We start from the raw sequence: 21,507 nt of genomic DNA on the forward strand, positions 1-21,507 counted from the left end.
GTCACCCACGGGCCAGCCGCCCATGGTTCGCTCGCTTCGCTCGCTCATGAACGCTCCTGGATGTACTGGGAGATCAGCTTGAGGTCGGCGTGGTTCTCGCCGGTCTCGTCCTCGTAGTACTCGAAGCCCTTGTACTCGACCAGGTCGGCGACGGAGGTGCCGTTGTCGTCCTCGGCCTTGGGGTCCGCGCCCGCCTCCAGCAGCGCCAGCACCAGCGCGGGCGTGCCCACCCAGCCCACGGCGACGTGCAGCGGGGTGCGCCTGCGGTGGTCGCGGGCGTCGACCGGCAGGCCCGCGGCCAGCAGCCGGGGGAGCAGCGCCTCGTGGTCGAGGCAGCGCAGCAGGTGCAGCAGCGTCGAGCCGCGGCCGTCGCGCACGTGCGGGTCCAGCCCCGCGTCGAGCAGCGCCAGCAGTCCCTGCGTGTCGCCGTGCAGGATGGTCTGCATCAGCTCACGGCGCTGGTCCTGCAGCGCCCGGGGCAGCCGCGTGCTGCCGTCGGTCCAGCCCTGCTGGGCGGCGAAGCAGCCGGCGACCTTGCCGCCGAGCGCCCGCAGCGCCTGCTCGCGCTGCACCTCCTCGGGCGTGTGGTCGAGCGGGACGAGCCGCCCGCCCGCGTTGTCGATCCGGTGCCACTGCCCCCGGCAGCGCACCCGCACCGGCCCGAACACGGGGCCGCGCGCCGCCGGGACACCACCGGGCGCGTCGGGGAACAGCGCGGCGCGCACCAGGGGGTGCAGGTCCGCCGGCGAGATCAGGCCGCGATACAGCAGCTCCAGATCGGGGGGTACGCGGTACAGCGGCTCGGCCAGCACCGGCAGCTCGGCGCGGCGATCGTTCTCGCCGAGCATCCGGACCCGCACCGTGTCCCCGTCGGGGATGAACAGGAAACGCAGCCGCCAGTCCGCGCTGAGCACCACGCCCTCGGCGGCGTACCGCGAGGCGAGCCGGCGTACCGCCGGGGCGAGCGCGACCAGGTGCAGCCGCTGCCCGAGCACCTGCTCGCGGGACACCTTGTAGTGGCTGTACCGGAACGCGGGCAGCGTCTCGTCGAGTTCCAGCCCCGCCTCGCGCCAGGCCTCGACCAGCTGGTCCGCGGCGAGCAGCGCGGCGGCGCGCTCCGCCCGCGCGGGCGTGCCGTCACCGGTCGCGGCGGCGAACCCGGCGACCGGCACCGGTGCGCCGCCGGAGGTGAGGAAGGGCAGCCGGTGCGCGTCGCCGCCGTACGCCGTTCGCAGCTGCGGCGCGTCGTCGGCGTGCCACAGGTGGCCGGGCAGCTCCGGGCCGGGGGCCTTGCCCAGCGGGGCGACGGTCAGCCGCAGGCGCTGCGAGCCGTCCACGGTCTTGGGCAGCTCGACCTGCAGCGCCGGGGTGTCCTGGCCGACGACCTCCAGCCGCGGCGCGAGGGTGAAGGTGAGGCTGGTGGCGAGGCTGGTGCGCCCGCCCAGCGCCCGCGGCAGGTGCCAGCGCAGCAGGTCGGGGGCGAACCCGGCCAGTTCCGCGCCGATCCGCTCGGCGGCCGCGGCGCCGTGGCTGCGGGCCACCGCGGCGAGGTCGACGTCGGTGTCGACCCGCCCCGCGGCACACGCGCCGCGCCAGTCGCCGGCCAGCCGCCGGTCCGTGCACTCGGTGATCATGCGGGACGGCACGGCGTAGCGGCGTACCCGCTGCCAGACGGTCAGTTCGGCGTCGCTCACCGGTACACGCTCGCGATCGCGCTGATGTCGGGGTGCGGCAGCTCGGCCGGGCCGAGGGTGGCCGCGGCCAGGCGTCGCAGCCGGCGCGGCACGCCGTGGTTGATGCCCAGGTAGCGCAGCGGCATGTCGTCGTTCAGCGCGGCGACCAGCAGCTTCGCGCCGCGGCCGGTGATGCCGGTGAAGCGCAGGTCCAGCCGCCGCAGCCGGCTCGCGGGCAGCACCGCGGCCAGCGCCGCCGCGCCCTCGTCGCCGACGGTGTTGGGCAGCGCGCCCAGCGCCCGCTCCGACGGCGGCCGGGCCAGGTCCAGCGCCGTCCACGCGCCCAGCCGCGCCGCCAGCGCGGTCACCCCGGCCGGGGTGAGGCCGTTGCCGCCCAGGCCCAGCGTCATCGGCAGGCCCTCGACGGCCTCACCGAGCGCGGCCACGCCCTCGTCGCCGAGGTGGTTGGCGGCCAGGTACAGCTCGCGTACCCGCCCGTCGCGGGCGATCGCCGACAGCGCGGGCACCGCGTCGGGGCGCAGCCCGTTGCCGCCCAGGAACAGCCGCTCCAGCGGCGTGCTCCGGTCGGCCAGCACCCGGGCCAGCGCCGCCAGCCCGTGCCGGGTGAGCCCGGTGTTGACCAGGTCCAGGGTGCGCAGGGTGGTGTTGCCGGCCAGGGCGGCGCACAGCCGGGCCACGCCCTCGTCGCCGATCGGGTTGCGCTTGAGCCACAGCGCCCGCACCGTCGCGTCGCCGGCGAGCCGGTCGGCCAGCGCGCCCGCGCCGTCCGCGTCGATGCGGTTGCAGCCCAGGTAGACCGTCTGCACGTGGTGGCCGGGCGCGAGCGCGTCGGCGACCGCGCGGGCCCCGTCGCTGCCCAGGCCGTTGGTGCCCAGCAGCAGGTGGGTGGCGTGCGGGAAGCGTACGGCCGCCTGCACCACCCGGGCCGCGACCTGCGGGCCGAGGCCCTGCTTGCACAGGTCGAGCCGGCCGTCGGGCTGCAGCGTGCCGCGCGGGAAGTCCTCGGACGCGGCGACCCCGGCCGGGTCGGCGAGCCGGGACAGCAGGGCGTCGAAGTCGGCCGGGTCGGCCAGCCCCGACTCGGGATGGCTGATCGCCGGGCAGCGCACCGGGTTCGCGGGGGTCTCGGGTTCGGTCACCATGCCACCTGCCGGTAGTCCTTGAGGAAAGCCCCGTGCACCGGGTCGCCGGCCTCCGCGCGCACGATCGGGTCGTACACCCGCGCCGCGCCGTCGATCACGTCCAGCGGCGGCCGGAAGCCCGCTTCACGCTGGGCCTGCTTGTCCGGGTGCGGCCGCTCGTCGGTCACCCAGCCGGTGTCCACGCTGTTCATCAGGATGCCGTCGCCGTGGTAGTCGTCGGCCAGCGTCCGGGTCAGCATGTTCAGCGCCGCCTTGGCCATGTTGGTGTGCGGGTGGCGTCGGGTCTTGTTCTCCCGGGAGAAGCTGCCCTCCATCGCCGACACCTGCACCACGTGCCGCACCGGGTGCGGGGCGGTGGCCAGCAGCGGGCGCAGCCGGGAGGTCAGCAGGAACGGCACGAAGGCGTTGACGACGTGCACCTCCAGCCACTCGCGCGGGCTGACGTCGTGGGCCTGCAGCGTCCAGCTGTTGACCTCGCGCAGGTCCAGCGGCTGGCCGGTCTCGTCGGTGTGCCCGGCCGGGAACAGCGCCTGGGCCAGCTCGGGCAGCGCGACGGCGGTGTCCGGGCGGTGCCGGGTCGCCGTGGTGCCGATCGCGGCGGCGGGGCCGGTCAGCGGCAGCGCCTCGGCCGCCCGCACCTCGCGGTGGTATGCCGCGGGCCGGTGCAGGGTCTGCGCGGCGTTGTTGACCAGGATGTCCAGGTGGCCCCAGCGCTGCCCGACCGCGTCGACCAGGCCGACCACCCCGGCCAGGTCGAGGAAGTCCGCGCCGTGCACGTGCAGCCGGTGCGACCACTCGGGCGCGTCGGGCAGCGCGGCGAAGCGGCGCGCCGCGTCACGCGGGAAGCGGGTGGTGACCAGCACGTCCGCGCCGTCGCGCAGCAGCTTCAGTGCGATGTGGAAACCGATCTTCACGCGTCCGCCGGTGACCACCGCGCGGCGGCCGGTCAGGTCGCAGCGGGCGTCGCGGCGCTGCCGGTTGTGCTCGGCGCACGGCGGGCACAGCTGGTGATAGTCGGCGTCGACCTGCCGGAACAGCTCCTTGCACACGTAGCAGCGGCGCGGTCGGTGCAGCAGCGCGGACGCCGCCTGCTCAGGTGGTCCCAGCTGGGGCCGGGGCGCGGCGGCGGGGATCTCCTCGCGGTAGCGGCTGGCCGTGGCCAGCAACCGCCGGTCGGCCTGCTCGCGGGTCGCCGCGCGGTCGGCCTTGCGGCGCTTCTTGCCGCCGCGGTGCGCCTCGGCGACGGCCCGTTCGACGGCCAGCGCGGCCGGACCGTCCAGCGCGCCACGACCGGCGGCAGCCAGCACCCGCAGGCAGGCGTCCAGATCGGACGGGCTGATCGGCGCGTCCCCGAGGCCGGGCGGGCCGTCCGCGGGCACGCGTGCCGCCGGCACGTCGGTGCTGCGGTGCGGCATGCACTCTCCCCGGGGTCAGGTAGGGGCGAGACTGGTCGGATTCGAACCGACGTCCTCCAGCTTGCAGTCAAGGCGCGACGACCTCTGCGCTACAGCCTCGCCGCGCGGGACGATACCCGACCCGGCCGACAATCGAGCAACCCGGCTGCGCGGTACGCGGCAGAGGGGCGTTAAGAAGGGCACCTTGCTCTACCTATGGCGATGTGAAGGTGCCCTTCCTTCCACAGTGGACGGTGTGTGGAAGGGGCGCGGGCAAAACAAAGCGCCCGTCTTGGCAACCACGGGGGAAGTCGCCAAGACGGGCGTCACGGTCGAGCATAGCGCTAGCCGAAAGCTTTGGCCACTCCGGGTCCGCGCCGGCCGGGGAGAGTGGCGTCACACGGGGTTTCGGCTGGTCGGGGCGTTGCGGTAGCGACCGTCATGCGCGTCGCCGGGGAGGTTGCGCAGAGATCCTGAACGGACGTTCGGCGGCGGGTCAGCACCAGACGGCGCCGACCTGCTCGACGACGTACGCCGACTGGGCGCGCCCGGCGCGGGCCGACGCCGCCCGGCGGGCCGGGTCGAGCATGTTGCGGCCGATCGCGGTGCGGGCGTCGCGGTCCGGGCTGATGACCGTCACCAGGGCGCCCGCCGCCTTCAGCTCGGCGACGTGCCGGGCGGTGCTGGTGACCAGGCCGCCGCCGACGGTGACCGGGGCGATGATGACCACCCGCTCGTGCCCCTGGGCCAGGTCGGCGTTGGTCGCCGAGCGCATGCCGCCGTCGATGTAGCGGTGGCCGTTGACCGCCGCGGGCGGCCATACGCCGGGGACCGCGCAGCTGGCGGCGACGGCGTCGATGAGCTCGACGCCGCTGTCGCGGTCGAACACGGTGAACTCGCCGGTGTGCGCGTCCGACGCGGTGATCTTCAGGGGCTGGTCGGGCCACTCGAGCACGGGCAGCCGGGACGCGATGACGGCCTTGCGCTCCTCGGGCGTCATCGAGGCGGCGGCCAGCGCGAGCGCGCCGAGGCGGGCGCGGTACTGCTCCGGGGCGCGGCTGCGGACCATCGCCCAGCCGTACGCCAGCAGGGTGCGCGTGCTGATGCGGGCCGCGACCTCGTCCTTCGGATCCTCCAGCTGGGTCTGGTACCGCTGCTCGAGGCTGGGCTCGGTGGCCATCACCGACGCGACCACCGACCCGGCCGACGTGCCGATGAGCAGGTCGGCGGTGCTCAGATCGACCCCGGCTTCGGCGAGTCCGGCCAGGATGCCCAGTTCCCACGCGATGCCGGTGACCCCGCCGCCACCGAGCACGAGCGCTCTGCCCTTCACCGCCGCCTCCTTCGTCACCGCTGACGTACCGCCCAGCGGCCCTGCGACGCCCGCATCCGTGCGGCTGCGGCCGACCGGCGGCGTGCCCGGCGCTGGACCTTCGACGGTACTCCCGAGACGCGTGGTCATGCCTGCATATACCCGTTGACATGGCTTTCCACACCTCACGGCCGGGGTGCGGGCCGCGCGGGGACCCCGCTGCGCGCCGCCGCGAGCGGTGTGGCCGAATGGTTCCCGGTCGGTATGCCGCGGACGGGGCGGGGCCGCGACCAGCCGTTGGCCGGACTGTCGGCGCGGTGGTTTAGCGTCCGGTGTCTTCGACAGGGAGGTGGCCGTCCACATGGGATGGTTGGTGGCATCGGGTGGCTATGAGGTCACCCTGCGCGGGAGCGATCTGATCGCCCGTAACGCCAAGGGCAAGGAGCTGAAGTCGGTGCCGTCGGCGCTGCGCGACGACCCGGTGGTGACCGGGTTGCGGCAGCTCACCGAGTGGCTGGGCCGGCACGAGGCGCAGTGCCGCGCCGACATCGAGCGGTGGATGGTCCGCTCGCTGCCGGTGCCGGTCGCGGTGCTGGCCGACGTGTGGCCGGACGAGACCTGGCGCGCGGCGCTGACCGACCTGGTGGTCGGGGTGCTCGACGACGACGGCGCGTTCGACCCGGACGAGGTCGGCTTCCTGCGCGACGCGTCCGCCGGGCAGATCGGCATCGTGAACCTCGACGGCGACACGGTGCGGCTGCCCGCGCAGCGCGTGGTCATCCCGCACCCGGTGACCCTGCCCGACCTCGACGACCTGCGGGAGTTCGCCGCCGACCTGGGCGTGTCCCAGTCCGTGGACCAGCTGTTCCGGCAGATCTTCGTCCGCCCGGCCGATGCGGATCCGGCCGCTCGGCGCGTCGCGGAGTACTCCGGGGGCAAGTACGCCGAGCTGCGCCACCTGACGGCCCGCGCGACCAAGCTCGGCTACCCGGTGCGCGGCGGCAACGCGGTCTGCCGCGTGTTCGAGGGCGGCGTGACCGTCGAGGCGCGCTCCTGGGTCGGCTCCGACGACCCGTACTACGAGACCGAGACCGGGGACCTGGTCTTCACCGACCGCAACGGCACCGCGCTGACCCTGGCCGAGGTCGGCCCGGTCGCCTGGTCCGAGGGCACCCGCATGGCGGCGGCCCTGTACGCGGGGCGCGTGGTGGAAAAGGACGAGGACGAGGACGCCGACGAGTCGGGTGACGACGCGGACGACACGGACGACGAGGACGACGACGAATGAGCGCGCACCCCACCCCCCGAGGAGTTGGCATGAGCGAGCAGAACCTGACGCTGTTGGAGGCCGGTGCGGTGCTGCCCGCCGGGTCGGCGGTCGTCAAGGACGACACCGTCGACGCGCTGACCTCGCGCGCCTACCGGCACCCGGTGCTGGGCGAGCGCACCGTGGTGCGGCTGGTGCCCGGGACCATCGGCGCGGCCGAGGACCTGAGCATGGAGTTCCTCGGCTTCGACAAGCCCGCGCCGGTCAACGAGGTGGGACTGGTCCGCCAGCAGGCGCTGGGCTTCCCGGCCTGGGCGCTGGTCCACGACCCGGCCAACGGCCACCACGCGCTGGCCCTGGTCAAGGAGATCGAGCGGCTGGCCCGGCAGGCGAAGTCGCGCATCGGCCCGGCCAAGGACGGCTTCAACGCGCTCGGCGAGCGGCTGGCCCGTGCCGTGCCGCACTTCCTGCCGACCTACTACGAGGAGGCGGGCCGGGCGTTCCTGGCCGCCGACAGCACCACGTACGCGGCGACGATGTTCGGCAAGGCGCGCGACGCCGAGCGGGCGTACGCGCTGCGCATCGACGAGGAGCGCCAGCACGCGGTGTTCCTGGAGTTCGCGCTGGCCGGCGCGCTGACCGCGAAGGCCCTGTCGCAGCACGCCCGCGAGCTGGCCGCGCGGTGCACGCCCGCCGACGCGTACGACCGCTTCCTGCGGCTGTGCGTGGAGCGGACCCTGGGCGGGCTGCCGCCGTACGCGCAGATGCACGTCGACCTGCGCCGCCTGGCCAAGGCCGCCAAGCTCGACCAGGCCGAGGCCGACCGGCAGGTGCTCGCGCAGCTGCTGTCCGCCCCGTCGCTGTCGCGCGCGCCGGAGGGCTTCTGGGCCGCGTACGCCGGCGCGCTGGCCGAACTCGCCGCCGCCGACCCGGCCCTGCGCGGCCGCCTGCTGGGCATGTTCCCGCAGCACGTCGCCGACGACGTCTGGCTGGAGGTGCTGGAGCGGGCCGCGGCGACCGCCGCGCTGACCGAGCCGCAGGGCACGGTGCCCGCCGCGGCCGAGTCGCCCGACGGACCGGCCGGCTGGCTCGGCCGCTTCGACGTGCACCGCCAGCGCCGCGGCTGGCGCAACGGCGGCAGCCGCTCGGCCCGCCTGCTGGCGCTGCTCGACCGGATGTCCGGCAGGTTGAAGGCCGACGGGCTGCCCGTGGTGCTGTGCCGCCGGCACAGCGGTGTCGACCTCGACCTGCTCGACGCCTGCCTGGCGGCCGGCGTGCCGATCGCCGACCCCGACGGCAACGCCCGCTACCAGGTGTCGCGCTGGCTGTCCGATGAGGGCGAGGGCCGCCGGGACCTGGTCGCGATCGCCGGTGACGGCCGCTTCCTGCGGGCGCTGGCCGAAGCGGTCGAGCAGCACCTGCGGCCGAACTACCGGGAGACCGCGGGCGACCCCGAGCGGGTGCGTGCCGTCACCGCCGTGCCGGGCCTGCGCACCGCGGCCCATGCCTTCCTGGACCGGCTCGCCGCGGACGGCGCGGGGCACGGCCTGCCCACGCTCGCCGCGCACCTGGACCGGATGGCCCTGCTGGGCTGCTCCGACGGCGTCGCCGTCAACCCGGAGGCGGCCGAGCGGGTGCTCGGCCACGACGTCGCCGCGCTGCTGGGCCGCACCCTGCGCGCCGGGGTGCTCGACGAGCTCGGCTGGCCCGCGCTGGAGGAGGCGGTCGCCCGGCTGGGCGTGACCGTCGACGACGACGAGGACAACCTCGCCGTGGTGGCGCAGTGGCCGCACCTGGTGCTGCGCCGCGGCGACCTGGTGCTGGTCGTCGGCGAGAACGGCGTCGAAATGGAGCACATGCTGCGCATCCCCGCCGACCAGCGCCACTACCTGTGGCGGCTGGTGCTGCGCTACACCGGCGGGCAGCTGCTGGTCTGCTGGGACATCGGCCGGGAACGGGCCGGCTACTGGAGCGGCGCGCCCGACGACGTGTTCATCGTGCCCGACGACGCCTTCGAGACGGGCAACACCGCCTCGCAGCCGCTGCCCGGCGGCGGCCGGACCGCGGGCGGCCGCCCGCTGCACGTCGGCGACCGCAGCGAGCGCCGCGTCGGCCGGGTGCTCACCGACGGTGTCACGCACTGGGTGATCCGCCACAACGGCGACAAGCTGGTCAGCCAGGAGTTCAACCCGGTCACCGGCGAGCGCGGCCGGGCCAGCCTGCCCGCGTTCTTCGAGGACGGCGCGGCCGACGGCGAATCGCTGGTGCTGACCGCGTCCCGGCTCGCGCCGCGCGACCCGGCCATGCCGTCGTCCGAGCTGCTCGGCTGGCGGGTGCGCCGCGGTGCCGACGGCAGCCTGACCGGCGTGGCGACCGACGGCACCGCGTACACGCTGCCCGCCGGCGCCAAGGCCAAGGGCGAGCTGACCGGCGCGCTGCGCCTGCCCGGCTCCGACGTGGTCTGCGGGGTGCTGACCTCGAACAACTGGCGCAGCAGCACGCTGACCCTGGTCGACCCGGCGGGCATGATCCTCGGCGAGTACACGCCCCCGCAGGGCCCGTCGGCGTACGCCCGCGGCACCCGGCTGGTGCCCGGGGCCGGTTACTGGCACCTGCTGCGCCCGCGCGACGAGGCCGGTTCGGCCGCGCTGCGCGCGCTCACCGACGAGCGGTGCGCCGAACTGCTGCACGCGGCAGCCGCGGCGGTCACCGCCGCGGAGGACGCCGCGGCCGGGCACGCGGCGCTGAAGGCGCTGGTCGCCGAGCGCCTGCCGGAGATCACCGACCCGGCGCTGCGGGCCGGGGTCGCCGGGCTCGTCGAGCGGGCCACCGTGCACGTCACCCGGCTCGCCGGGCTGCGCGACCGGTGCGCGGGCCGGGCCGTCGAGACCGCGGCCAAGCCGGCCGAGGAGTGGACCGGCGGCGTGCAGGACCACGTGCTCAGCCACGCGCTGTCCGGCCTCATGCCGTACTGCTACAGCCGCCGCGACAGCGCGGTGCGCCTGCTCACCATGACGGGAGCGGCGTTCACCGCCGCCGAGGCGCCCACCGGCGACCTCGACCTGGAGGCCGACGACGACTGGTTCGACGTGCTCGGCGTGCTGCCTGCGGCGATGTACCGCGCGGCGAGCCCGGTGACCAGCCCGGAGCACCGGGCCGCGCTGCTGGAACTGCTCGACGTGTGCGCCCGCAGCGGGCTGCTCACGCCGGGCTCCCGGCTGCGGCAGCTCGAGCTGAAGGCCGACCAGCCCGTCGACGAGGACGGGCTGCCCGGCACGGTGCTGACCTTCGGCGCGCGCCGCCTGCTGGTGCTGTCCGCCGACGCCGACGACCGTGAGGTCAAGGGGCTGGAGTACGCCCCGGACGGGGTGTTCGGCGCGCTGCCCGGATACGCCATCACCAGGGAGCGGGTGCTGGACACCGGCATCGCCACCCCCGCCGTGCTCGCCGAGTTCACCCGCCTGCTGGCCGCGAACGGGCCGACCGCGTGGCAGCCCGATCGGGTCGCCGCGCTCTCGGACGCCGCGGGGATCAGCCTCGCTGAGGCGACCATGGTGCTGGCGGGCCTGCCCCAGCAGGCGTGGCACAAGCCGGAGTCGGAATGGGTGCGCGAGCTGCTCGGCGTCGACCCCGCCGCGGCGGCCGCCGCCGCGAGCCGGATGCGGTCGGGCAGCGTCACCGCGACCGCGCGGATGCTGGCCCTGCTGCTGCCGTCTGACCTGGCCGCGTTGTGGCGGTCCGGTCCGGCGTCCGGGCAGTTCGCAGCCGCGTGGACGGAGCGCCACGGCGTGCGCCGCCCGGTGCGCGACGACCTGATCGTCGCCATCGACAAGGCCGATGTGGACGGCTCGATGAACGCCTCCGAGCTGATCCACGGCATCGCCAACCCGGACACCTGCCGCTGGCTGCACGGCACGGTCGACGGCATCGACGACGACGATGTGTTCGTCGCGCTCGCCAAGTGCCTGCCGTGGCTGGTCTACCACCTGCCGGCCGACGACCCGATCCGGGCCGCGCTACCCCGAACGGTCGAGCTGGCCCAGGCCCGGCTGGCCGACCCGGCGCTGTCCCTGCCGATCGGCTACGTCACCGAACGCAAGGCCGACGGCATGCTGGCGGCGACCGGCGCGACCCGGGTCGACGGCGCCGACGGCAGCATCTCGGCCGGGGCGGTGCTGCTGCCGCCGGACACCGGCTGGCGCGTCGTGCACCTGCGCCCCGCGCTGCTGACCGGCGTCGACGACCCGGTGCGGCACGTGCTGCGGGCCAGGCTCGACAGCCATCAGGACGGTGTCGACGCGGCGCTGCACGCGCTGCTCGGCGGCCAGCTCGCGCGGCTGGTCGGCTACCCGGTGCCGGCCGGGATCGACGGGTACGCCCAGGACCCGACCCGGTCCGTGCCCGACCTGGTGGCCCGGGTCGCGCAGGAGCGCGGCCTGACCGCCGACGCGGCGGCGCTGTACCTGCAGCTGCTCGCGCTGCCGGACCCGACCGACCGCAACACGGCGCTGTGGACGGGCTGGAAGCCGGCCCGGCTGAAGGCGGCCCGCGCCGCGCTGGCCGCCACGGACCTCGTGGTCGAGGCCAAGCGGCCCCGGGCCGGGCGCAGCCTGTTCCTGCCTTGCGGCTGGCTCGCGCTCAAGGCCCCGCACCTGCCCCTGGAGCGGTGGAAGCTGCCGCTGCTCATCGGCGGCGAGAACGGGGTGTCCGGCCTGGACATCGTGCTGCCGGTCGCGCCCGCGCCGCAGCTGTTCGCGCTGGCCTGGGACAGGATCACCGCGGGCGACGGACCCCGATTCGACGAACTGGTAACCGAGAGGCGCCGATGACCACCACCACCCCTGCCCGGCAGGTCGACCCTGCCGAGCACGCGTACGCCAGCGAGCTGGCGTTCCTGGCCGCGTACGACGGCGGGCCGCGCCCGCCCGGCTGGCGGCTCACCCCCCGCGCCGTGGTCACCTTCATCACCGGCAGCGACGGCCGCGAGCTGGAGCTGGCCAAGGAGGACCGCCGCGACGGCCTGCCGAACAAGCTGGCGGTCCCGGCGAAGTTCGTCGGTGAGCGCGCCCTGGTCGAGCGGTGCGTGGTCACCCTCGCCGGGGAGCGCGGCCTGCTCCTGGTCGGCGAGCCGGGCACGGCCAAGTCGATGCTGTCCGAACTGCTGTCCGCGGCCGTCTGCGGGAGCAGCGAGCTGGTCGTGCAGGGCACCGCGGGCACCACCGAGGACCAGCTGCGCTACGGCTGGAACTACGCGCTGCTGCTGGCCCACGGCCCGAGCAGCGAGGCGCTGGTGCCCTCGCCGATCCTGTCGGCGATGCGCACCGGCGCGGTGGCCCGCGTCGAAGAGATCACCCGCTGCCTGCCCGAGGTGCAGGACGCGCTGGTGTCGCTGCTGTCCGACCGCCGCATCGCGGTGCCGGAGCTGGCCGGCACCGACGGCGCGACGGTGCACGCCGCGCCCGGCTTCACCCTGATCGCCACCGCGAACCTGCGCGACCGGGGCGTGTCGGAGATGTCGGCGGCCCTCAAGCGCCGCTTCAACTTCGAGACCGTCGGCCCGATCGGCGACCTCGCGGCCGAGACCGCGCTGGTCGGCAAGCAGGCCCGCGCCGCGCTGGAGCGGGTCAAGGCCCCGTTCGCGGTCGACGACGCGGTGCTCGAAGCGCTGGTCACCGCGTTCCGGGACCTGCGCGAGGGCCGCTCGGTCGAGGGCTGGGACGTGGAGCGCCCGTCGACGGTGATGAGCACCGCCGAGGCGGTCGCCGTGGCGACGTCGCTGGGCCTGGCCCAGGCGTACTTCCCCGGCGACCGGGACGTGCTGTCGCTGCTGCCCGGGCACCTGCTCGGCGTGGTGCGCAAGGACGACCCGGCCGACGGCGCGAAGCTGCTCGGCTACTGGGACGGGGCGGTGCGCCGCCGCGCCGAGGACGGCGCGCGGCTGTGGCGGCGACTGTGGGAACTGCGTGATGTCCTCGGTGGCTGAGGTGACTACGGAGCTCGACGGCGACCCCGCGGTCGCCGTCGCCGAGCTGGCCGGGCAGCGCGCCCCGTTCCTGATCGGCGTACGGCACCACTCGCCCGCGCTGTCGGTCGTGCTGCCCGAGCTGCTCGACCGGTACGCGCCCGAGGCGCTGCTGCTGGAGCTGCCCCCGGAGCTGGGCGAGTGGCTGCCCTGGCTGGCCGACCCGGACACCACCGCGCCCGTCGCCCTGGCGGGCGCGGTGGGGGACGCGGGTCTGGCGTTCTACCCGTTCGCGGACTTCTCCCCGGAGCTGGCCGCCGTGCGCTGGGCGCACCGGCACGGCGTGCCCGTGGTGCCGTGCGACCTGCCGCTGGCAGACCGCGCCTGGCACGAGCGGGAACAGCCCGCGGCGGGCCCGGCCGGGCAGCGGCTGTCGCTGGCCGGGGCGCTCAAGGGTGCCGCGACCGGCCGCGCCGACGAGGACATGTGGGACCGGATGGTCGAGGCCCGCGCGCCGGGCGCCGACGCCGAGGCGGTACGCCGGGCGGCGCTGCTGGTCGGCTGGGCGCTGCGCCGCGACGCCGAGACCGGGGACGGGGTGTCCACCCTGGACCTGCGCCGGGAGGCGTACATGCGCGGCTGCCTGGCCGAGCACGCCGGGCAGCAGGTCGCGATGCTGGTCGGCGCGTTCCACGCCCCGGCTCTGCGCGCGGCGGGACCGGCGAACCCGGCCCCGGTGGGCGGCAAGGTGGTCACCTCGCTGGTGCCGTACACCTTCGGGCTGCTCGACGCCCGGTCCGGCTATCCGGCGGGTATCCGCGACCCGCAGTGGCAGCAGTCCGTGCTCGCCGCCGCGGGCGACCCGGCCCAGGTCGAGGCGGCGGCGCTGGCCGCCGTCGTCGCGGTGGCCGCCCGGGTGCGCGCCGCCGGGCACCCGGCCGGGCCCGCCGAGGCCCGCGAGGCCGTGCGGCTCGCCGTCGACCTGGCCCGGCTGCGCGGCCTGCCCGCGCCGGGCCGCGGCGAGCTGGTCGAGGCGCTGCAGAGCGTGCTCGCCCACGGCGAGGTGCTCGGCCGTGGCCGCGTCGTCGCCACCGCGATGGAGCACGTGATGGTGGGGGACCGCCGCGGCCGCCTGGCCGCGGGAACCCCGCGCTCGGGCCTCGGACCCGCGGTCCGCGAGCTGCTGGCGTCCCTGCGGCTGCCCGGCCCCGGCGACGCCGCCAAGGACGTCCGCCTCGACCCGCTGCGCTCCGACCTGGACCGCCGCCGCGAGATCACCCTGCAGCGGCTTTCCACCTGCGGGGTCGGGTACGCCGAACCGATCGCCGGCGACGGCGGCGCGGGCGGCGTCGACGCGATCACCACCCGCTGGCGGCTGCAGTGGACCCCGCACACCGAGGCCGGCATCGAGGTCGCCGGGCTGCGCGGTGTCACCCTGGAACAGGCCACCGAGGGCGCGCTCGGCGAGCGCCGCCGCCGCGAGACCGCCGACGGCGGCCCGACGGCGGCCGAGGTCGTCGAAGGCCTGCATGCCGCCGCGATGTGCGGGCTGCCCGCACTGGCCGCGCGGCGGCTGGCCGAGGTCGCCGCGGTGGTGCCCGCCCAGGGCTCGCTCACCGAGGCGATGGCGGCGCTGGCCCTGCTCGACCGGCTGCGCCACGGCCACGTGCCGGGCCTGCCCGAACCCGACCGGGCCGCTGTGACCGAAGCCGCCGAGGCGGTGGAGACCGCCGCCGTCCGGCAGGTCGACGGGCTCGCCGGCTCCGAGGCCGTCGACGACGCGCGGGCGCTGGCCGCGCTCGCGCAGCGCGCCGAGGCGTCCGGGTCGGCGCTGCGCCTGGCCGACGCCCTGGCCCGGCTCGCCGCGCGCGGTACGCCGCTGATGGCCGCCGCGGCGGGCGCGGTGCGGGTGCTGCTCGGCCACGTGCCGCCGGAGGAGTTCGGGGTGCGGGTGGCGTCCTGGGTGGACACCGCCGGCACCGACGACGCCCGCCGCGCCCTGCAAGGGCACGTCAGCGGCCTGCTGGCCGTCGCCGAGCCGCTGCTGCAGGCCGCCGAGGGTGTGCTGACCGGGCTGCTCGACCGCGTCGAGAACCTGCCCGACGAGGCGTTCCTGCACCGGCTGCCCGCGCTGCGCGGCGGCTTCCACACGGCCAGCCCCGCCGGGCGCGACCGGCTGCTGGCCGTGGTCGACGAACGCCTCGGCGGGCACGACGTGGCCGACCTCGGCGACGTCGACGACCCGGACGCCCTGCTGGCCCGGCTGCTCGCCGACCGGGCCGGGCGAGCCGCGCTGGAGCAGCTGGGGCTGCTCGCGGCCACCGGACCGGAACACGGCGAGGGTGCCGGCGCCGGTCCGACCGCGACGGATCCGGATCTTCCGGCCGCTGATCCGGGGAACACCGGCGGCCCGGCGCGGCTCACCGGCGAGCCCGTCCGGCGACCGCCGAGCGCGGAGCTGTCGCCGGCCGACCGCTGGCGGCTCATCCTGGGTCGCGACCGCAGCGGCATGGGCGGCAAGGCCAAGCGGTACGCCACCGCGCTCGACGAGCTCTACGGCAGGGGGCGGGGCGAGGGCGCACGTGAGGACCGCGGCGCGGGAGCGGGGCGCGAACCGTCGTTCCCGGGCGTACGCGAATGGTCCGAGGAGCTGTCCGCGCTGTTCGGGCCGGGCGTACGTGAGGAGGTGCTGGCCGCCGCCGTGGAGTCCGGCCGCCTCGACGCCGCGCTGGAGCTCGACCCCGCCGCGGTGCGCCCCTCGATGGACCTGCTGCGTGACGTGCTGTCGCTGGCCGGGGGACTGCCCGAGGGCATCGTGGCCCGGCTGCGCCCGCTGGTGGCCCGCATCATCGCGGAGCTGACCAGGGAACTGGCCACCACGCTGCGCCCGGCGCTCAACGGCCTCACCACGCCCCGGCCCACCTCCCGGCCGGGCGGGCGGCTCGACCTGGCCCGCACCCTGCGGGCCAACCTCGCGACCAGCCGCCGCGACGCGGACGGCCGGGTCACCGTGGTGCCCGAACGTCCCGTCTTCCGCACCCGCGCCCGCCGTGGCGTGGACTGGCGGCTGGTGCTGGTCGTGGACGTGTCCGGCTCCATGGAGGCGTCGGTGATCTGGTCGGCGCTGACCGCGTCGGTGCTGGCCGGGGTGCCCGCGCTGACGACGCACTTCGTCGCGTTCTCCACCGAGGTGGTGGACCTGACCGACCGCGTCGGCGACCCGCTGAGCCTGCTGCTGGAGGTGAAGGTCGGCGGCGGCACGCACATCGCGGCCGGGCTGCGGCACGCCCGCTCGCTGGTCACCGTGCCCACCCGCACGCTGGTGGTGCTGGTCAGCGACTTCGAGGAGGGATACCCCATGGGCGGCCTGCTGGCCGAGGTGCGCGCGCTGGTGGAGTCCGGCGCGACCGTGCTGGGCTGCGCCAGCCTCGACGACGAGGGACGGCCGCGGTACTCGGTGTCGGCCGCGGGACAGCTGGTCGCGGCCGGGATGCCGATCGCGGCGCTGAGCCCGCTCGAACTGGCCCGCTGGGTCGGAGAGCAGGTGCGCGCATGACCACGACGAGCGAGCAGGGCGAGCGGACCACATGGCAGCGGGTGGCTCGGGCACGTGACGAGCGCAGCGAGGAGCGGGCATGAGCGGGCTTCCCGCGGTGACCGCCCCGGCGCTGGCGGAGACGCTCGACGCGCTGCCGGGGCGGCTGCGCAAGAAGGTCGACGACGCCGTCACCCGGGCCGCCGCCTGGCCGGTGTCCACGGCCGACGGCCAGGTCACGGTCACCGTCGACGAGAGCACCACGGTCACCCTGGTGCTCACCGGCGGCGTGGTGCGCACCGGGGCCGACGCCCGGTGCAGCTGCCTGCTCGCGCCCAACTGCCTGCACCGGGTGGCGGTGCTGGCCCTGGCCCCGGTACACGACGGCCTCGACGACGAGCCGGAGCCGGCCGGGTCCGGCGGAGCGGTCGCCGGATCGCCGGTGGCCGGTGGTTCCGCGACCGCGGACAGCGGGCTCGGCGCCGCGGACGGGCAGCGGCCAGGTGCGGCGAAGACCGGTGACGCGGGATCCTCCGTCGCGGTGACCGGTGACGTGGCAGCAGACGGCGGCGTGCCAGGCGGCGAGCCGGTCGTGCTCCCGCCACGGCAGCGGGAAGCCGCCGAGGGGCTGTGGCGGGCCGCGGCGGCGGTGCTCGCGGCGGGCACCTCGGGCAGCGGGCTGGTGCTGCGTACCGCGCTGCTGCGGGCCGTGCACGAGGGCCGGGCCAACGGCCTGCACCGCGCCGCCGCGGCGGGCACCCGGGTCGCCGCCGGGCTGCAGGCGCTGCGTGAGGCGCAGCCGCAGTTCCGGCTCGCCGAGCTCACCGACGACCTGCGCGAGGTGCTGACCGTCGCGCACCGGCTGCGGGCCGGGGAACTGCCCGCCGAGCAGTCCGCGGACCTGCTCGGCGTGGCCCGCCGCGGCTACGACCCGCAGGCCGGGCTGCGCCTGTACGGCCTGTGCACGGTGCCCGTCGTCGCCGAGTCCGGATATGCCGGCACGGTCACGTACGTCGCGGACCGCGACGGTCGGCTGTGGACGGTCACCGACGTCGCCCCGGGCGGCGCGGACCGGGCCGCCCGCTCCGGCGACACCGTGGTGGCGCTGGGCGAGGCCGGGCTGAGCCACCGGCAGCTCACTCGCGCGGGCATGATCGTCTCCGGGGGTACGGCGAGCGCCTCGGGGCGGCTCGGCGCGGGCCGGTCGGTGCGCGCGGTGCGGGCCACCGGAGCGGCCTGGACCGAACCGCCGCTCCGCGCGCTGTGGGAACAGCCGCTGGACGAGCAGGTCAGCCGGGCCTTCGGCGCGCTGGCCGAGCCCGTCGGCGACCGGGTGGCCGGCTCCGACCTGGTGTTCCTGTCGGTGCGCCTGCGCGGCGCGGCCACCGGCGACGCCGTGCTCGCCGAGACCCTCGACGGGGCTCCGGTGCTGCTCACGGTCGCGGACGACCACCCGGAGCTGGCCTACCGCGACAACCTGCGGCTGCTCGGAGCGGCGGCGGGCCTGGAACTGCTGGTGGTGGGCCGCCCCGACCCCGGCCGGCGGGCCACCGTCGAGGCACTGTCGATCGGGACGGCCCCCGGCACCGGTGACGGGCTGCGCCTGCCGCAGGCCTGGGCCGGCCATGCCGACCTGGGCTACGACCGCCTGCACCGCAGCCAGCTGCTGTCGGGGCAGCAGCCGCCGGCCGTGGCGGGGCGTCCGCCGGTGACCGGTGATCCGGCGCTGCAACTGCTGCGCCGCCACCTGGAGCGGGTGGTCAGCGGCGGCCGGGCGGTGCACGCGCTCGCCGACGGCCAGGAGCGCCGGCTGCGGCGGGCCCGCCTGGACCTCGGCGCGTACCTGCTGGCCGAGCTGAGCGGCGCGGCCCGGTTCCGGCCCCGGGACGCGTTCGGCCGCCTCACCGGCGACGACGCGGAGGCGTTCACCACGGCCTGGCTGGCCGCGGCGGTGTACGAGCAGCACGCCACCTCGGCACTGACCCACGCCACCTGGCTGCCCCGGGGCTGACCCGACCCGGCCCGGCCGCGCGGCGACGTCGCGGCCGGGCCGGGCCGCCGCACCGGCGTCAGCCCAGGCGCAGCAGGTCGTCCAGGGTCAGCGGGGCCACGCCGGTGAGCCGTTCGACGGTGTCGGTGACGGTGGCCAGCTCGCCGTCACGGATCGCCAGGTACGTGCTCACCCAGGCCTCGACCTGCCAGTCCGGCGCCCCGTACCCGGCCCGGGAGGCGTACGCCTCCTCGACGGTCTCGTCGTGGTAGCCGGTCTCGCGTCCGGTCACGAACGTGATGATCTCGGCGACCTGCTCCAGGGTCAGCGCCTGCGGCCCGCTCAGCTCGTAGACCTGCCCGCCGTGGCGGCCGGGCTCCCGCAGCACCAGGGCGGCGACGTCGGCCACGTCGTCGATCGCGACGCCGGCGACCCGGCCGTCGCCCGCGGGGCCGCGCAGCACCCCGTCGCGCCCGGCGAACAGCGGCAGCATCTCCAGGTAAAGGTTGTTGCGCAGGAACGTCCACGCCAGCGGCGTGTCCCGCAGGTGCTGCTCGGTGGCCCAGTGGTCGCGGGCGAGCGTGAACGTCGCGTCGGGCGCCGCGCCGAAGAACGATGTGTACACCAGCCGCCGCACCCCGGCGGCGACCGCGGCGTCGATGAACGTGCGGTGCTCGGCGACCCGCTCGGCGGACTCCGCCCCGGAGACCATGAACAGCGTGTCGACGCCGGTCAGCGCGTCGAGGGCGGCCGCGCGGTCGCCGTACGCCGCGCGGCGTACCTCCGCGCCGGGCAGTTCGGGGGCGCGGGACGGGTCGCGCACCACGAGGCGCTGGGGCAGCCCGGCCTCGGCCAGGCGGTGGGCCACCCGCGCGCCGAGCCGGCCGGTGGCCCCGGTGACGGCGATCGTCGCCTCGGACATGGCATCTCCTGCCTGCTGGAGTGTTTTCTCATGTTATGCGCCCGCTGCGGGACGGGGCTGGCGGCGCGACGACGGGGACCGCAAGGATGTGACCGTGACCTGGTCCACCGCCACCGACGTCCACGCCCTGCTCGACGCGGCGGGAGAGTTCCTGCGCTCGCGCCCGGTCGAGCACACGGCGCTGCTCACCGAGGCCGCCTACCTCCAGGCCCGCCCGAGCGCCGTCCCCGACCAGCATCACGGCTGGTGGCGGGGAAGCGATGGCGAGGTCGCGGGGGCCTTCCTGCGAGCGCCGGGGCACGCGCCGATCCTGTCCCTGCTGCCCGACACGGCGATCGCCGCCCTGTTCGACGCGCTCGGCGAAGTCGACGCGGTGGGTGTGGACGGCGGCCTGGTCGACCGGGTGGCCGAGGCGTGGCGGGCCGCTCGCGGCGACCGGCCCGTCGAGCGTTCGCGCATCACGCTGTACCGGCTCGCGGAGTTCACGCCGCCGACGCCGCCGCCCGGCCGGGCCCGCGTCGCCGGGCCCGCCGACCGGGACCTGCTTCTGACCTGGTTCCACGAGCTGATGGCCGCCTACCCGGACGACCCCAGCGAGGCCGCGTACGTGGTGGACGACCCGCTCGGCTTCGGCGGCATCACGCTGTGGGAGGAGGCGGCCGGGCCGGTGGCGATGGCGGGTCGCAGCAGGCTGGTGGCCGGGATGGTCCGGCTGGGCGCGGTGCACGCGCCGGGCGGCGACGACGCCCATGCCGACGCGGTGTTCGCCGCGTCCTGTGCCGCCGCCACCGAGATCGCCGACCATGTGCTGGTCTTCGCCGGGAGCGCGGCCGCGGGCGCGAAGTACCGCGCGCTGGGCTTCCGGCCGGTGCTGGACCGGGTGATGCTCGGCGCCCGGCCTGCGGGGTCGTCCTGAGCGGCCGCGATACGGACTACCATGGTGGTTGAGGCCACGATGACCAGACACCCGCCGGACGGCACCCACGACCATCCGTACAGCGCGCTGAACCTGCGCCTGGCGCTGGCCGGGTTCGGGCTGGTGTTCGCGGGCGTGCTGGCGGTGATCTCGTTCGCCTTCGGACTGGGCTGGCTGGGCTGGCTGTGCGTGCTGCTGATGGCCGTGACGGTCGTCGACCTGATCGTGATCACCCGCCGCCGGAGGCAGCGCCGCCGCGAGGACCACGGCGCGCCGCACTCGCTTTTCGAGTGAGCCGTCCGTGCGAAACGGACCCCGGTGAAGCGGGCTGCCGTGCAGGTCAGGCGGCATAAAATCAAGACATGATCAACGGTATGCATGCTCTGATCTACAGCACGAACGCCGACGCCGACCGCGCCTTCTTCCGCGACGTGCTCGGCTTCCCGCACGTGGACACCGGTGAGGGCTGGTTGATCTTCAAGGCTCCGCCCGCCGAGATCGCGTTCCACCCGGCCGAGGCGCACACCCGCTGCGAGCTCTACCTGACTGTGGACGACGTCGAGTCCACGGTGGCGCAGTGGGGTGAGCGCGGCCTGGAGGTCATCGTCGCGCCGACCGTGCGCGAGTGGGGCACCGAGGCCGTGGTGCGCCTGCCCGGCGGCGCGACCCTGGGCGTCTACCGGCCCACCCACGCCACCGCGTACAGCGCGGCCTGACCCGCTCGCCGCGCGCTCACCGGCCCCGGCTCAGTCCGGGGCCCAGGCGGGGTCGCGGCCGAACGCGGCCAGCAGCCGGTCCTGCGGGTCGGACCCGTCGGGCAGGTCGATTCGCGGCCCGATGACCCCGGCCCCGCGGTAGGCGTGCTCCTCGGTGTCGAACCAGTCCGCGACCACCCGCACCGCCTGCGGATCCAGCTGCGGGTCCACGCCCAGCGCCACGGCCAGGTCCCAGGCGTGCACGAGGTGGTCGGCGGTGAGCTGGTAGGCGTACTCGCTGGCGGCGGTGTCGCCGAAGGACAGATGCACGATGCGGTCCATCGCCCCGGGCGCGGTCACCGCGGCCTCGGCCTCACGCGCGGCGTCGGCGGCCGCCGCGACCGGGTCCGCGCCCAGCAGGTCGCCGGCGAACCGGTCGCCGACGTCGTCGATGGTCGCCCCGGCGAAGATCGGCACGGTCCACCGGTCCTCGCCCACCAGATGGTTGACGAGCGAACGGACGTCCCATTCCGTGCACGGTGTGGGCGAGGTCCACTGCTCCGGCCGCACCTGCGCGACGCGGTCGGTGAACTCGGCGAGACTGGCCCGGTAGCCGTTCAGCAGGTCCATGGCATCCACCTCGCCAAGCAGTATATGCAGGCGGAACGGGCCGAGATC

At 76.0% G+C, this 21,507-nt stretch carries 14 protein-coding genes and 1 tRNA gene; 8 read left to right on the plus strand and 7 right to left on the minus strand.

The window, feature by feature from the left end; genetic code table 11:
• Positions 1–44 precede the first annotated feature (44 nt).
• The 5 genes from Cco03nite_RS29395 to Cco03nite_RS29415 form a co-directional block, all read right to left on the minus strand.
• A complete protein-coding gene (locus tag Cco03nite_RS29395; RefSeq protein WP_203695916.1) occupies positions 45–1,694 on the minus strand; it encodes an ankyrin repeat domain-containing protein in 1,650 nt (549 codons plus the stop codon).
• Positions 1,691–2,836 (minus strand): leucine-rich repeat domain-containing protein, encoded by a 1,146-nt coding sequence (locus Cco03nite_RS29400; protein ID WP_203695918.1) that lies wholly within the window; start codon positions 2,834–2,836, stop codon positions 1,691–1,693. The genes Cco03nite_RS29395 and Cco03nite_RS29400 overlap by 4 nt, the downstream gene beginning before the upstream one ends.
• On the minus strand, positions 2,830–4,251 hold the full coding sequence (locus Cco03nite_RS29405) for an SDR family NAD(P)-dependent oxidoreductase (RefSeq protein ID WP_203695920.1): 1,422 nt from the start codon (positions 4,249–4,251) through the stop codon (positions 2,830–2,832). Before Cco03nite_RS29405 ends, Cco03nite_RS29400 begins: the two co-directional genes overlap by 7 nt.
• A 26-nt stretch (positions 4,252–4,277) precedes the next feature.
• Positions 4,278–4,350, minus strand: a tRNA-Cys gene (locus tag Cco03nite_RS29410).
• A 376-nt stretch (positions 4,351–4,726) separates the two neighbouring features.
• The gene (locus Cco03nite_RS29415; protein WP_239167759.1) at positions 4,727–5,563 is read right to left on the minus strand and encodes a patatin-like phospholipase family protein; all 837 of its coding nucleotides are present in this window, start codon (positions 5,561–5,563) and stop codon (positions 4,727–4,729) included.
• Positions 5,564–5,903: 340 nt separating this feature from the next.
• Between Cco03nite_RS29415 and Cco03nite_RS29420 the strand changes: the two genes are divergently transcribed.
• The 5 genes from Cco03nite_RS29420 to Cco03nite_RS29440 all read left to right on the plus strand — a co-directional run bounded on the left by Cco03nite_RS29420 (position 5,904) and on the right by Cco03nite_RS29440 (position 18,317).
• Entirely contained in the window at positions 5,904–6,830 is a 927-nt protein-coding gene (locus tag Cco03nite_RS29420; RefSeq protein WP_203695924.1) for a DUF4132 domain-containing protein, read from the plus strand.
• A 29-nt stretch (positions 6,831–6,859) separates the two neighbouring features.
• Positions 6,860–11,638, plus strand: coding sequence for a hypothetical protein (locus Cco03nite_RS29425; protein ID WP_203695926.1), 4,779 nt, complete (start codon positions 6,860–6,862; stop codon positions 11,636–11,638).
• Positions 11,635–12,792, plus strand: a complete 1,158-nt coding sequence (locus tag Cco03nite_RS29430; protein ID WP_203695928.1) for an ATP-binding protein — start codon at positions 11,635–11,637, stop codon at positions 12,790–12,792. Before Cco03nite_RS29425 ends, Cco03nite_RS29430 begins: the two co-directional genes overlap by 4 nt.
• Before the next feature lies 1 nt (position 12,793).
• Positions 12,794–16,327 (plus strand): DUF5682 family protein, encoded by a 3,534-nt coding sequence (locus Cco03nite_RS29435; RefSeq protein WP_239167760.1) that lies wholly within the window; start codon positions 12,794–12,796, stop codon positions 16,325–16,327.
• A gap of 79 nt (positions 16,328–16,406) precedes the next feature.
• Positions 16,407–18,317: a hypothetical protein gene (locus Cco03nite_RS29440; RefSeq protein WP_203695932.1), complete on the plus strand. Its 1,911-nt coding sequence runs from the start codon at positions 16,407–16,409 to the stop codon at positions 18,315–18,317.
• Positions 18,318–18,375: 58 nt separating this feature from the next.
• Here Cco03nite_RS29440 and Cco03nite_RS29445 read toward each other — a convergent pair whose 3' ends face one another.
• Positions 18,376–19,218: an SDR family oxidoreductase gene (locus tag Cco03nite_RS29445; RefSeq protein ID WP_203695934.1), complete on the minus strand. Its 843-nt coding sequence runs from the start codon at positions 19,216–19,218 to the stop codon at positions 18,376–18,378.
• 94 nt (positions 19,219–19,312) lie between these two features.
• On the opposite strand from Cco03nite_RS29445, the gene Cco03nite_RS29450 reads away from it, so the two are divergent.
• From Cco03nite_RS29450 to Cco03nite_RS29460, 3 genes are all read left to right on the plus strand, one after another.
• Positions 19,313–20,134 carry a GNAT family N-acetyltransferase gene (locus Cco03nite_RS29450; protein ID WP_203695936.1) on the plus strand — a complete coding sequence of 274 codons (822 nt, stop codon included), beginning with the start codon at positions 19,313–19,315 and terminating at the stop codon, positions 20,132–20,134.
• 39 nt (positions 20,135–20,173) lie between these two features.
• Positions 20,174–20,428, plus strand: a complete 255-nt coding sequence (locus Cco03nite_RS29455; protein ID WP_203695938.1) for a DUF6343 family protein — start codon at positions 20,174–20,176, stop codon at positions 20,426–20,428.
• 68 nt (positions 20,429–20,496) lie between these two features.
• Positions 20,497–20,850, plus strand: a complete 354-nt coding sequence (locus tag Cco03nite_RS29460) for a VOC family protein (protein WP_203695940.1) — start codon at positions 20,497–20,499, stop codon at positions 20,848–20,850.
• A 30-nt stretch (positions 20,851–20,880) separates the two neighbouring features.
• Here the strand turns inward: Cco03nite_RS29460 and Cco03nite_RS29465 are convergent, their stop codons facing one another.
• Positions 20,881–21,459 (minus strand): TIGR03086 family metal-binding protein, encoded by a 579-nt coding sequence (locus Cco03nite_RS29465; RefSeq protein ID WP_203695942.1) that lies wholly within the window; start codon positions 21,457–21,459, stop codon positions 20,881–20,883.
• Positions 21,460–21,507: the final 48 nt, after the last annotated feature.

The sequence above is a fragment of the Catellatospora coxensis genome (genome assembly GCF_016862635.1).
In the GTDB taxonomy this organism is placed as follows: Bacteria; Actinomycetota; Actinomycetes; order Mycobacteriales; family Micromonosporaceae; genus Catellatospora; species Catellatospora coxensis.

Coding starts and splice junctions, on each gene's coding strand:
- Cco03nite_RS29400 (WP_203695918.1), bottom strand. CDS start 2,836: ATGGTGACCGAACCCGAGACCCCCGCGAACCCGGTGCGCTGCCCGGCG.
- Cco03nite_RS29405 (WP_203695920.1), bottom strand. CDS start 4,251: ATGCCGCACCGCAGCACCGACGTGCCGGCGGCACGCGTGCCCGCGGAC.
- Cco03nite_RS29420 (WP_203695924.1), top strand. CDS start 5,904: ATGGGATGGTTGGTGGCATCGGGTGGCTATGAGGTCACCCTGCGCGGG.
- Cco03nite_RS29425 (WP_203695926.1), top strand. CDS start 6,860: ATGAGCGAGCAGAACCTGACGCTGTTGGAGGCCGGTGCGGTGCTGCCC.
- Cco03nite_RS29430 (WP_203695928.1), top strand. CDS start 11,635: ATGACCACCACCACCCCTGCCCGGCAGGTCGACCCTGCCGAGCACGCG.
- Cco03nite_RS29440 (WP_203695932.1), top strand. CDS start 16,407: ATGAGCGGGCTTCCCGCGGTGACCGCCCCGGCGCTGGCGGAGACGCTC.
- Cco03nite_RS29445 (WP_203695934.1), bottom strand. CDS start 19,218: ATGTCCGAGGCGACGATCGCCGTCACCGGGGCCACCGGCCGGCTCGGC.
- Cco03nite_RS29455 (WP_203695938.1), top strand. CDS start 20,174: ATGACCAGACACCCGCCGGACGGCACCCACGACCATCCGTACAGCGCG.
- Cco03nite_RS29460 (WP_203695940.1), top strand. CDS start 20,497: ATGATCAACGGTATGCATGCTCTGATCTACAGCACGAACGCCGACGCC.
- Cco03nite_RS29465 (WP_203695942.1), bottom strand. CDS start 21,459: ATGGACCTGCTGAACGGCTACCGGGCCAGTCTCGCCGAGTTCACCGAC.